11 protein-coding genes are annotated in these 13,006 nt (G+C 51.9%); 2 read left to right on the plus strand and 9 right to left on the minus strand.

The features are described 5' to 3' along the window. Window positions 1-149: 149 nt before the first annotated feature. Window positions 150-560, plus strand: a complete 411-nt coding sequence (locus COY37_RS09015; protein ID WP_286679073.1) for a roadblock/LC7 domain-containing protein — start codon at window positions 150-152, stop codon at window positions 558-560. Window positions 561-567: 7 nt separating this feature from the next. On the opposite strand, the gene COY37_RS09020 is transcribed toward COY37_RS09015, so the two are convergent. Further along, window positions 568-2,685, minus strand: coding sequence for a heavy metal translocating P-type ATPase (locus COY37_RS09020; protein WP_286679074.1), 2,118 nt, complete (start codon window positions 2,683-2,685; stop codon window positions 568-570). Between the two features lie 166 nt (window positions 2,686-2,851). On the opposite strand from COY37_RS09020, the gene COY37_RS09025 reads away from it, so the two are divergent. Beyond that, window positions 2,852-3,253 (plus strand): DUF2267 domain-containing protein, encoded by a 402-nt coding sequence (locus COY37_RS09025; RefSeq protein ID WP_286679075.1) that lies wholly within the window; start codon window positions 2,852-2,854, stop codon window positions 3,251-3,253. Here COY37_RS09025 and COY37_RS09030 read toward each other — a convergent pair. From COY37_RS09030 to COY37_RS09065, 8 genes are all read right to left on the minus strand, one after another. Beyond that, on the minus strand, window positions 3,215-4,420 hold the full coding sequence (locus COY37_RS09030) for a phosphopentomutase (protein ID WP_286679076.1): 1,206 nt from the start codon (window positions 4,418-4,420) through the stop codon (window positions 3,215-3,217). The two genes, COY37_RS09025 and COY37_RS09030, sit on opposite strands and share 39 nt — an antisense overlap. A gap of 474 nt (window positions 4,421-4,894) precedes the next feature. Further along, a complete protein-coding gene (gene xerD, locus COY37_RS09035) occupies window positions 4,895-5,791 on the minus strand; it encodes a site-specific tyrosine recombinase XerD (protein ID WP_286679077.1) in 897 nt (298 codons plus the stop codon). 13 nt (window positions 5,792-5,804) lie between these two features. Next, complete coding sequence (locus COY37_RS09040; RefSeq protein ID WP_286679078.1) at window positions 5,805-6,353, minus strand: NUDIX hydrolase; 549 nt, start codon at window positions 6,351-6,353, stop codon at window positions 5,805-5,807. Window positions 6,354-6,355: 2 nt separating this feature from the next. Beyond that, window positions 6,356-7,438, minus strand: coding sequence for a DUF3866 family protein (locus tag COY37_RS09045; RefSeq protein ID WP_286679079.1), 1,083 nt, complete (start codon window positions 7,436-7,438; stop codon window positions 6,356-6,358). A gap of 8 nt (window positions 7,439-7,446) precedes the next feature. Then, window positions 7,447-8,553 carry a M20/M25/M40 family metallo-hydrolase gene (locus COY37_RS09050; protein WP_286977309.1) on the minus strand — a complete coding sequence of 369 codons (1,107 nt, stop codon included), beginning with the start codon at window positions 8,551-8,553 and terminating at the stop codon, window positions 7,447-7,449. 66 nt (window positions 8,554-8,619) lie between these two features. Beyond that, window positions 8,620-10,260, minus strand: a complete 1,641-nt coding sequence (gene pyrG / locus COY37_RS09055; protein WP_286679081.1) for a CTP synthase — start codon at window positions 10,258-10,260, stop codon at window positions 8,620-8,622. A gap of 103 nt (window positions 10,261-10,363) precedes the next feature. Beyond that, entirely contained in the window at window positions 10,364-11,245 is an 882-nt protein-coding gene (locus COY37_RS09060) for a hypothetical protein (protein WP_286977311.1), read from the minus strand. A gap of 51 nt (window positions 11,246-11,296) precedes the next feature. Continuing rightward, the coding region (locus COY37_RS09065) for a hypothetical protein (protein ID WP_286977314.1) at window positions 11,297-13,006 on the minus strand (1,710 nt) is incomplete at its 5' end.

Consider the following 13,006-nt stretch of genomic DNA (forward strand, 5'->3'; position numbering starts at 1 on the left):
GACACAATAATTATGGTGTTCTGGAACTAGTATGATTGCATTCCCGCTGACTTGGATATAAGAGCAAGTGCACCACATAATAAAATTCTAATCGATGTAACTCTATCCATTGAGTTACTGCGCTGTTATCACTTGCTTGAGGAGAGTGCATGCGGGATAAGCCGGGGAACGAAGCGAGATACGAGTTGCCGGGCGACGTGAACAAGCTCGTCCTGCGAAACCTCGCTCGCATTGCGGATATTCAGGGCGTCTCGACTGTGTGGATATTCGATAACAAGGCTAATATACTGTCGTATTTTAACCGTCTTAAAATAGATCTTGAGGGCGTTACTTCAAACATCGCCATGCTCGATAGCTGGGCCGACCGGGTTGAAACAAGCTTGGATTCAGAGAATATCAAGCTCGTCTATATCAAGTTCGAGAAACTGCTGCTGTTTGTTGCTCCCATTACAGAAGATAAAGCGCTGGGGATTATCTCGTCGGTTAATGCCCCGGTGGGACAGATATTCTGGTATTTGGATAGGCACGTTCCACGGCTTCAAAAAATCTTCGCGGCATAACCCGCGGTTACGATTCAGCGATTGACCTTGCCCTTGCTTGCCTGAGCTGCAGCGAGTTCGCCATGACTGCAAGCGTGCTGAGCGATACCACGACAGCCGCTACCTCGGGCCGCACCACAACCCCGGATACCACATAGAGTGCGCCAGCCGCTACCGGAAGCGCTACTACGTTATATGCGATTGCGAGGATAAGGTTCCATCGTATTTTCGCCGCTACATCTTTACCCAGTTCAAGCGTAGTAACCACATCAATTGGGTCGTTCTTTATCAACACGACCTGTCCCGGCTCTGAAGCGAGATTTGCGCCGAATGCGAAGGCGATCCCGATATCGGCCTGGCCGAGGGTAGAAGCATCGTTTGAGCTTGCGCTTACCGCAGCCACATGCCTGCCCTTATGCTGAAGCTCGTTAATAATATCCGCCTTCGCCGCAACCGGGACCTCGGCGTAGACCTTATCGATACCGACATCATCCGCAATCGCCTTCGCCGTCGTGTAGTTATCATCCGTTATTAGGGTTACGTTAATGCCCGCATCACGCAGCTTTTTTACCGCCTCTGCCGAACTGCTTCTTATGGGGTCGTAAATCCCTATAATCCCTTCTATTTTACCGTCTACCGCCGCGTACACGATGGTCTTACCCTGCTTGGCAAGCTCATCCGCTTTTTGCTCAACCAGCACCGTATTTATATCTTTCTCGGCCATCAAGCGCTTATTTCCAACCAGGATCGTGCGGGTCTCAATCTTGCCTACCGTGCCGTAGCCGGGCATTTGCCTATGCTCTTCGGCGGTCGGGATGGCTATGCTGACCTGCTCTTCGGCGGCGGCAACAATCGCCCTTGCGATATCGCTTTTCGACCCCTTTTCAAGGCCCGCCGCCAGCCGCAAGAACCCCGCCTCGGTTAGTTTTCCAACATGATAGATATCGCTTACGCGCGGGTTTCCCTCGGTAAGACAACCGGTTTTACCGAATACAACGGTATCGATTATCGCCGCCTTTTCCAAAACCGCTGCGTTCTTTATTAGTATTCCCCGCCTCAGCCCTATGCCAGCCCCGACCAGTATCGCCGTCGGAACCGCCAACGCCAACGCGTCTGGCCCGGCAACGACGAGGGTCGCCAGGGCGATTATAAGCGCAAACACTAAACCCTTGTCGCCCACAAAACCCCAGAGCACCGCCGCTAGCGTCGCTATAATAATAACCAGAGGAATAAAATACGAGACCACTGTTTCCATGGTTTGCTGCAGGGGGGCGCGCGTTCGTTGCGCGTTCTCAGCGACCGTTATCATCTGGCTGATAACGGTCGAGTCGCCTGCCCTGATCGCCTTCATAGTGAACTCGTCGACCTGGTTCACTGTGGCCGCGAGCACATCGTCTTTGAGATCCTTTTCCACAGGCTCAGGGTTCCCGGTTACAACGGATTCGTCAAGCAGCCCGTATCCATCAACAATAATCCCATCAGCGGGTATCGTATCGCCCGCCCGGATAACTATGGTGTCTCCCGCATGCACCTTTTGTATCGGGACGGTTTCTACCCCCTCATCGGTTACGACATTTGCAAGCTCAGGTAAAGCATTATACAGCGATTGGACCGGCTCGGTAATCCGCTCCCATACCAGAATTTCCATCCAATGCCCAACGAGAATAACGGCCAAAACAACGGTCGCTATTTCAAAGAATATGGTTCCTGGGATAGTAAAGGATGCAACGATACCGTACGCGTACGCGACCAGAACGGCCAGCGTCACAAGCAACGCCGCGTTGGTGGCCCCCCGCCTCAAGGCAAGCCAGGCCGAGGTATAAAAGAACCTTCCACCGTACAGTATAGCTATGGCAGCAAGCATCAAGTGAAGAAAATTCTCACCGATCGGCGGCGTTACGACAAATCCGATAAAGGGCCTGTTGGCGGGAGATGTCACGATTATGGCGAGCGCCAGGATAAGCGTTACGACAAAGGCATTTCGAAAACGCCGGGCCATCTCAGGCATGTCGACCACGTACTCGGTCTTAAACTCATACACGGATTGCCATGCAGGGCTCACCTTGTTCTTCTCCTCGCGAGCCGCATAGTCGATATTAGGTTGCGCTTGTGCACCCGCCCGCCGTTCATTCGTACTATTACGCATAAAACCGTCCGGCTCCTGACTCCTGGCTTCTGCTTTTCTTACCCTATTCTACCACTACCTAAATGTTTGCTGTGATTGCGCCGGCAGAGCAAGCGAACGCAGGCCCGGCTCGCACATCAGACCTCTAGTTACTCTTTCGAAAAAAAGGGTAAAAAAAGGCAGATATATGACTAAAAACGAATTTATCGACATCATAAGAAAAGAAGCAAAGCTCCCGGAAGAGGACGCAAAACGCGTGGCGCACTCGGTACTGCTGACCCTCAGGTCGCAATTAAGCCCGACTGAAGTCAATGATATCTATGAGACGCTCCCTCAAGATATGGATGACTTATGGACGGGCGGCTGGCTTCAACGGCTTATGGTGCGCCTGCAGGGCCTTCATAAAATGAATATAGAGGAGTTCATAGAGCAGGTACGGGAAGCGGCCGATATACGTACCTCTCAGGAGGCCGAAAGGCTGACCGGGATCGTCTTTAACGCCCTAAAAGAAGCCATCCCTTCAACAGAAGTCGAGCATGTCCAGAAGGACTTACCCGTCGAGTTGAAGGATCTCTGGAAAGCCGCATAGTTCGCCCTTGAAGCTCTCTCCGTATACCGGGGCATCTACGCCGAGTAGGTCGGCCACTGTTTTGCCCAAATCCGAAAATGTCTGACGTATCCCAAGAGACGACGGCCTGCCGAACGCAAGACCGTAGACTACAACAGGCACATATTCCCTGGAGTGGTCCGTGCTTGGAGTGGTCGGGTCGCACCCGTGATCGGCGGTAATAAATAAGGCATCCGCTGGAGTGAGTTTACTTAAAATCTCGGGAAGGCGCGCATCAACCGCCCCAAGGCCCTTTGCGTATCCTGCCGGGTCGTTCCGATGACCCCACTGCGAGTCGAAATCGACCAGGTTTGTAAAGATAATCCCGTTATCCTGCTCTTCCATAACCTTGAGCGTCATATCAACGCCATGCATGTTGCTTTCGGTATGTACAGCGGCGGTTATTCCCTGCCCCACGAATATTTCGCTTATTTTTCCAACGGCATAGACCGGATACCCCGCATCCTTTACGTAATCGAGCACCGTCTTTGCCGGCGGCGCTACCGAGAAGTCTCTTCTCCTGTGTGTGCGGGTAAAGTTGCCCGGCGTACCGATGAACGGCCTGGCGATAACCCGTCCGACCTCGTGCTCGCCCCTTAAGATAGTACGGGCGATCTCACACATCCCGTACAGCTCGTCTATCGGGATAATATCCTCATGCGCGGCGATTTGGAATACGCTGTCGGCAGATGTATAGACGATCGGCTTTCCGGTCTTCATGTGCTCCGCACCCAGCTCAGCTATAATCTCGGTGCCGGATGCGGTCTTGTTCCCAAGGATTTCTCTGCCGACGGCTTTCTCGAATTCTTCTATAATATCCGGCGGAAAACCGTGCGGGTACGTCGGAAACGGGCGGTCCGGGTGCACGCCCATCATTTCCCAATGCCCCGTGGTGGTGTCTTTCCCGGGGGATACTTCGGCCATTTTGCCAAAAAACGCCAGTGCGTCGGGCTCCCCGGGAACCCCTTCTATCTCAAGGATGTTACCCAGTCCAAGCTTACCAAGATTGGGCATGTGCAATCCCCCAACAGCTTTGGCCGTGTTTCCTAACGTGTTGCTCCCCTCATCACCATACTTACCCGCATCAGGAAGCGCCCCCGCCCCCACACTATCCAAAACTATAATAACGACCCGTTTTATCTCCGCCATCGTATCTCCTTAATTAAGGGGGACGTTGTTTCCTTTGTTTCCTAACTCATGTTGCGTAACAATAAAGACCCACAGGAAACAACGTCCCCTTACTATTTTGGCTTGATTGGTTGCACATTAATCAAACCATATGGACTGGAGCCATTTCAATTTCAACTAAGTTTAGGACACCTTCATCCGCAACCTGTCATTCTGAACGAAGTGAAGAATCTAGAGAGCACTCACAGACTTCTGTCACTGAGTTCGTCTAAGCTTTGATATACCGTCCTAAGAAAAATCCATCAAGCATCTACTAGCATTTATAAACCATTTATCTCACTCTGGTTATCTAAGCTTAGACCCTCTTGCTATAAAAAGGCACTGCACCCAAGATTCTTCACTTCGTTCAGAATGACATGTAATCGTCACCCGCCATTTGCTCGTTCAGAATGACATGTAATCGTCACCCGCCATTTGTTCCTTCAGAATGACATCCTATTTCTTCCTTGCTTTCGGATGTGTTCTTTCATACACCACCCGCAACTTATCTTTGGTCACGTGCGTGTAGATTTGGGTTGTTGATATATCGGCGTGGCCGAGAAGCTCCTGAACCGCCCTGAGATCGGCGCCGTTCGTCAGCAGGTGCGTGGCGAATGAGTGCCGCAGCAGGTGCGGGTAGATATCCCCAATCCCGGCTTTTTCAGCGTACTTTTTTACGATCTTCCAGCAGCTTACCCGCGTCAGACGCGTTCCACGGTTGTTGAGGAAAAACTCGGGCGGCCAGGTACCCTCTTTTACTAGTTCACGCCTTGATTTATTACTATACTCCGTAAGCGCCTCAATCGCATAGCTCCCAAGGGGAATAATCCGCTCTTTCGACCCCTTGCCGAGACAGCGAAGGTATCCATGCCTGGGATCGATATCCCCCACGTCGAGCGAGACAAGCTCGGAGACGCGCATGCCGCAGCTATAAAGCAGCTCGAGGATGGCCCGGTCCCGCATCGCGTACTTCCCGATCCCCATCGGCTGGTTTAAAAGCTTGCCGATTTGCTTTGCGGATAACACTTTAGGTAGTTTCTGCGCTATTTTCGGGGTTTTAATATCCGATGTCGGGAGGTTTTCGGTAATCCCCTCGCGCACCAGGAATTTATGAAACGCTTTAATTGCCGCGAGTTTTCGCGCCACAGATGTATCGGCATATTCTTTATGCAGCTCGTGCAGGTAATTGAGGACATGCTCATAGGTCACAGCCGTAAATGAGGTAACACCGGCATTACTTAGATAGCCCAGGTAGGCGATCAGATCCCGGCTATATGCTTCGAGCGTGTTCTTTGCCAGGCCTTTTTCAACGGATAAATAGTTTAGAAAATCATCCAGCAACTCAAGGGTCATTTTTACTTCGATTCTATACTTCGATTCGCCCGATGCGCCGTGCGGCCATAAGGATTGCGGTCAGCGTTTTGGCGTCCTCGATTTTGCCTGATGCCGCCATCTCAACCGCCTTGATAAACGGTATGCGTTCTACCTGCATCCCTTCTTCACCTTCATCGCGCTCGGGCTCGCCCTCCTCGATCTCATCCGTAAAAAAGAGGTAGAATCTCTCATCCGTAAAGCCGGCCGAAGTGTAGAACTCGGCGAGTTTATGTACCGCCCCGGCCCTATAGCCGGTCTCTTCTCTCAGCTCACGGACGGCGCATTCTTCGGGGCTCTCGCTGTCGGCGAGAAGGCCTGCGGGTATCTCAAGAAGATCTGCGTCTATCGCATGGCGATACTGCTTAACAAAGACGATCTCCTTGCGCTTGTTGATCGCGACGATGCCTACCGCATCGGGGTGTTTTACAACCTCACGCTCCATAACCCTGCCCTCGGGGCTCTTTATCTTATCAACATAAAGGCTGATAATGCTGCCCGCATAGATCAAATCCGATTCAAGAAGGATAAAACTCTCTGCCACGCCTACTTACCTCCCAGTAAAACGTTTGCCGCATATATTCCGGCCGCACCGGCGGCCATGAAGAATTCCGGGTCTTGATCGAGTGTTCTTCCCATCGTCGTGGGCAGTATGTTCTTGCTCTTCAATACGCTAATCACCGCTCCTGCGCTTATCTGCACTACGGTATGCGTTTGATCGAGGCGCTCTTTTACTATCTGGTCGTTAACGGTATTTGCTTTACCCCTATCCATCTCGGGGATAGTAAGTATACTGCGCGAGACCGCCGCGATCGTTAACGCGGTTATAGTGTGGTGACTTATGCCAACATGGCGCTCTCTTTTATCGGCAAAGCTTATTCTTGGGATTGCTACCGGCACACCTTTCAGACCGTTCACAGCATTGATAACCTGGCCTTGCTCCATCCCGGTAAACCCGAGCCTCGTGTTGCTGCCGACGATGCCGGGGCCCATTGAGACGATCGCAACATCCGCCTGCGCCGCGTATTTTGCCGCCGCCAGCGCGCTGAATATGTTGATGGCCTCCATATCGCCGCCAAACGCGTGCCCTGCGGTGATTGTGACGTCAATACTACCTGCACTCTTAAGCTCGGCAACAAGCCTGCTGAACGCCAGCGGAAGCGCAGCGCCGTCCGTCATGATGTAGGCGATCTTTGCGGTGGGTAGCAGCTCTTTTACCATTACAGCCGCCGCCGGAAGCTGGCTATGCAGCGTTCCCACGATAACCGGCATGCTCTCAATGCTCGTGACGTCCTTTAGCGTTTTATGGTAGGGGCTGTTCTCCTCTTCGGCGGCCAGACACTTTATCTGAAGCGGCGTATAGCGCAGCTTCATAATATGTCCATCGCCTGCGGACGTTACAGAGTCCTTACTCAAATTACAGAGGATAAAATGATAGCCGCCGGTTCCAAGATCGAGATCGACGGCGGTTGTGTTAACGATAACATCGTCCCCCTGCCGCACATCACCGACAAGCGCACTATAGCAAATAGCCTTGTGGCGGTTCCCATCCACATCGACAAGCACTTCGATATACCCAGGTCGCTCGCTTCTTATTTCGATTATTTTTGCCCGTTTTAGTGTTAGCATTATAAGCCCTATATCTTAACAAGCTCAACGAGGAGTTGCGCCATATTGGCCAACTCTTGCACGGGGACGTATTCGTCGTCGGTATGGACGTCTTCGGCGCCCATTCCGAGGTTTACGGTGCTGATTCCCTTGGCGTTGAATACATTCGTATCGCTTCCGCCTCCGCTCTTGATAAGCCTCGGGGTAAGGCCGAGCTTCGTCATGGTATCGACTACCTTCTTTACCACGGGATCGTTTTCTGAATGCAGGTAGCCATCGTAAGGGCGAGTTCGTTTGATGTTTACCTCTGCGCCCGTCTCATCCGCGCCCTTCTTAAAGCACTCTATCATATGATGAGCCTGCTTTTCTAGTTTCGCCGGATCGATGCTTCGCGCCTCGGCAAGAAGGTTTACCTTAGCCGGAACGATATTCCCCGCCCGACCGCCTTCGATAGTTCCCACGTTAGAGGTGGTATCCTCATCGATTCTCCCGATATTCATGCAGCAGATAGCTTTCGATGCGGCAACTATTGCGTTTATTCCAAGCTCGGGGGCAACGCCGGCATGCGCGGCCCTTCCGGTATACTCGACTTCAAACGAATCCTGATAAGGGGCGCCGACGACCACGGTACCGACCGGTCCGTTGCTATCTAAAACATAGGCGTAATCCACATTGACATCGCTCAAGTCCAGGTGCTTTGCGCCTTCAAGCCCGACTTCTTCGGCGATGGTAAATGCAAGGTGTACCGGCCCATGCCGCAGCAATTTACCCTCTAAGACCGAAATCAGCTCGAGCATTGCCGCAACCCCGGCTTTATCGTCGGCCCCAAGTATGGTATCGCCCTTACTCTTGATAACGCCATCCTCGATGACCGGCTCGATGCCCCCGGATGGCTCGACGGTATCCATGTGGGCGGCAAACAGGATGCAGGGCCCGTCCGCCGTTCCCGGTATTGTGACAAGGACGTTTCCGGCATCCCCGCCAAGCGCTTTACCGGCCTCATCTTCGTATACTAAAAAGCCCAGCGCCTCCACATAGCCCTTGATGTAACCAGCTACAAATCGCTCTTTGTAGCTTGGGCTGTAGATCTTTACCAGATTCTCGAATATCCTAACGACTCTGCCATCTTCAACCATGAGAACCTCCAGCTCTTTCACGCAAAATGAAAAAGTGGAACCCCGGGGCCCCACCATGCTAGTCGCTTATTCGAAATAACCGCGGGTCGCCCCGACTCGTTGTCTGTCGAGGTTGTATTTCAACGCCGCGCCGACGAAGTCTCTAAAAAGCGGCTGCGGCCTGTTTGGCCTGGATTTAAACTCGGGATGGAACTGCGTGCCCACAAACCAGGGATGGTCTTTAATCTCGACGATTTCAACCAGCCTCCCGTCCGGGGAAAGCCCGCTTAGCACAAGACCGGCTTTTACCAGTGCCTCTATATATTCACTATTTACCTCATAGCGGTGGCGATGCCGTTCCTCGATATCCGTCGCCCCATATGCCCGGTACGCGTAACTGTCTTTCGTTATCTTACATGGATATGCGCCCAGCCTCATAGTGCCGCCCATATCTTCAACGGTCTTCTGCTCGGGCAGAAGGTCGATAACCGGGTGTGGGGTCTCGGGATCAAATTCGGAGCTGTTCGCGCCTTCCAGACCGACAACATTTCTAGCAAACTCAACAACGGCGCATTGCAGGCCAAGGCATACGCCCAAGAATGGAAGCTTATTCTCCCTGGCGAATCGTATCGCATGGATTTTTCCTTCAATCCCCCGGATACCGAACCCGCCGGGCACAAGTATGCCGTCTACCGAGGCCAGTTGCCTCTCGACTTCCTCCTGGCTTACCGTCTCAGCATCGACCCAGACAATCTCAACATCGGTGTTGTTAAAATAGCCACCGTGCTTCAGCGCCTCAACAACGCTCAGGTACGCATCCGGCAACTGGACGTATTTTCCGACCAACCCTATTTTTACCTTGTTTTCGACACGCCTGATCCGCTCGACAAGCCCTTGCCATTCGCTTAAATCCGTTGTGCCGTTTTTAAGCTTTAAGCGGTCCACAACAATATCGTCCAGACCTTCTTCATGCAGTTTTAGCGGTATAACGTAGAGGTTATCCGCGTCTATGGCCGTGATGACCGATGCCGGCTCGATGTCGCAAAAAAGACCGATCTTGCGCTTAATCGACACATCGATCGGCCTATCGCATCGGGCCACTATAATATCGGGCTGAATACCGATGCTTCGCAGCTCTTTTACGCTGTGCTGCGTCGGCTTGGTCTTCAGCTCTGAGGAAGATTCTAGATAAGGTACAAGGGTTACATGTATATACAGGACATTTTCTTTTCCAACGTCTTTTTTAAACTGCCTTATGGCTTCAAGGAAGGGAAGGCTTTCAATGTCGCCGACGGTGCCGCCGACCTCGGTGATGACGATGTGCTTGTCGTCATTCGTCGCTAAATTTAAAATACGCTGCTTAATCTCGTTAGTTACGTGGGGGATAACCTGGACGGTGCCGCCCAGAAATTCACCGCGCCGCTCTTTGGTGACGATCGACCAATATATCTGGCCTGCAGTGACGTTGCTGTCCTTGCCGAGGTTCTCGTCGATAAACCTCTCGTAGTGCCCCAGGTCCAGGTCCGTCTCGGTGCCGTCGTCGGTTACAAACACCTCTCCGTGCTGAAACGGGCTCATTGTCCCGGGGTCGACGTTCAAGTAGGGGTCAAGTTTCTGGATGGTGACTTTAAACCCCCTGCTCTTTAACAATCTGCCAAGAGAGGCGGCGGTAATTCCTTTTCCCAGCGATGAGACAACGCCGCCTGTTACAAAGATATGTTTAGCCAATCATCTCTCCCCTTTTGCTTGCCTTTCTTCCTCTAGAAGTCTACTATATCTCATTATACCAACCTTCGCATTTTATCACGGATTCGCGACAAAATCGAATCGCCTATTCAGCTTTTCGCCCTAGATTATCAAAGGCCCTCAGAATAGGGACACGCTCAACAACTGCGGTAATCGAGTATTTCTCTGTAAGGACTTGCAATAATATAAGTAAAATAATAACCGGTAATTTTACATTCCACCCATAGGTGGCGACTAAACAGAATCCAAGAACACCGCCAAGAATATTCGACCCCGTATCGCCAAGCATGATCTCTTCCTTCAAGTCGGAGGCGATCAACACCAGCGCGATACCGGCCAGCGCTGCGGATGATGATCCGAAAGCGCTCCCCGCCGCATAGATAAAGAACAATTGCAGCGGAATATATATCTTAAGCGCCCGTCCCGGACGTAAATCAAGCAGGTTCAAGGCGTTGACGCAGAGCGCGATAAGGAGGGCATTCCCAATAATTTCTAGCACCTCCGACGATAGTAGCGAGGATGCAAACACGGCCACCACCGGTATCCCGATAGCCTTAAGCGCACCCGTCGTCAGCTTTCCTTTAAATAGCGCCCCGATATGGCCCCTGAAGCCACTATACTCTCTAGTTCCAAGAAGGTCATCGACCAGGCCGAAAAGACCGGCTCCAAGAATAAGTATCGTTAGCGGCATCGCCACATCAGAGCTTACGACAAATCCATCCGGGATAAATATGCCCAGCATATCGGCGGCTGTCGGGACAATCGCCGCCGCCGCCATTAGCAGTATCCAAACCAGGATAATAAGGATGCCCGCCATATTGACGACTTCCTTTTGACGGTAGTTTACCTTAACGGCCCCGGATTCCTTTAGCATCCCGACGACCATCGGCAATATCACCAGGCTCACAATCGCCGCCGTCACCCCATGCGCAATTATCCATAAATAAAGCAACACCGCACTTACCACAAGAAATTACCCTCTTCAGACCCACTCTATATCCACAATGCTCTTCTCCTATTAACCGTTCTTCCCAAGCACTCGAGATTCCGGGCTCGTGCCCCTTATCTCTTCATGCTCCGCAGAGCGATATTGCTCCCAGATCATCAGGTAAATAACCGTTGGAATCATATACGACATAATGATCGCCGGTATCAAAATGCCCGAGTCGTTAAAGATAAATCCGACGATGCCACCAACGATCGATGCCGAGATCGCCGTCGATAATCCCCGGTATTTTGCAAGCAAACGGCTCAGAACGCCGGTCGGCTTCATCCATAGGAATATGGCGAGCCCCAGCATTATAAAGAGAAAATACGACCATGTGCTAAACTTAAATATCATCAAGTTCGTGGCCAACTTGCGCTTGATAATCATGACCGCCTCGGGAAAACCTCCTGAGATAATAAGGTTAACGGATTTTCCCATGTGCGTCGTCGCACCGTGCATTGCATCGTAACCGGCAAATAGCGCAAGAACAACAACCACCATTACCAGCGCGATTGCAAAATTTCGGAATTTGGCCTTTGACCTAGCGGATAGAAGGACCATTGTGGTAAACGTCGCGGTTGCGGTAATCGGCCCGTCGGTATTCGTTCCAAGCCCCGGAAACCCGATCAGCACGATCAAAAACACCGATAAAACGGCCCCGGCAAGCACGGTCCACTTGTTCCATACCTTTTCGAGCATTAGGCCGAATAACAGTAGTCCGTTCGCCAGTAATATCGACATAGCCTCGTTGCCTATACCGAAGAAACGAGCGCCCCGAATCGGGTCGTAGCCGAAGATGCTGTTGATGAAGGACGGCCCGCCCATCAACACCTCTACGGACAGAACGACGACGTTAAGCAGGGCGATACCGATGATCGGGTGAAGCACTTTTCTGCGAATCGCAACCAATAGCAACGCAAATAAAAGGGAAACGACGATAGTCAATAAAGTAACAAGCGATCCCTGAGCGGCTACGCGTTCAAGCTTTGTCGTGTAGAAGGAAAAGAGAGGGAAGCTCATGGTGGTAAAGATCAGTGTCGACAGTATCGTCGCCGTTTTCCTGGTGAGCATCCTCCTGTAGGCAATAACAAGCGCCGCCAGCACGTACAGGACGATCTGGATGTAAATATACGCAAGAATCGCCATTCTACGGGTATCCTTAACGCCAATCGCGCTTTGATTAAACCGGTCAAGCTCTTGCGGAGAGATCTGTGTCGACCCCGTGCGCATAACGCTCCCCGGCATATCCTCGCCCTTCTTCATTTCTAGGATGTTTAGAATAGTCGGCGTGATATCTATAATCGTAACAAGGCCTTCCCTGTTCGTAGTATCCGCGATCAAGGGCCCCGGCTTAAAGCCGGACCCGTGCACTAGTATCGGCGTCAACTGCTCCAGGCCGGATCTAAGCGGAGCCTTAGTCGATCCGGGCGCTGACAGTGCCGTCACGATAAAAACCGTATCCGGCCCCGCCACATCCATTGCTTGCTTTAAGAACCTGGCATTGTTATGAATAGCCCGCATCTTCATATTCAACGCCCGGCGTTTTAGGACGTACCGGCTATAATAGTCGGCTCTTACCGTATCGCCGAGGTCGAGTACGATAAAATCCGCCTTGGGAAGGTACTGCGCAAAGGCAGTCTTCATCTTCGTATAATCCGTCCTAACGCTAAACGGGGATTTGGGGTCATGCAACAGCATGTTCTTGCCGACATTTCCAAAATCGACCGCACCGTCTTCTTC

Source organism: Candidatus Aquicultor secundus, assembly GCF_002791875.1.
GTDB lineage: Bacteria > Actinomycetota > Aquicultoria > Aquicultorales > Aquicultoraceae > Aquicultor_A > Aquicultor_A secundus.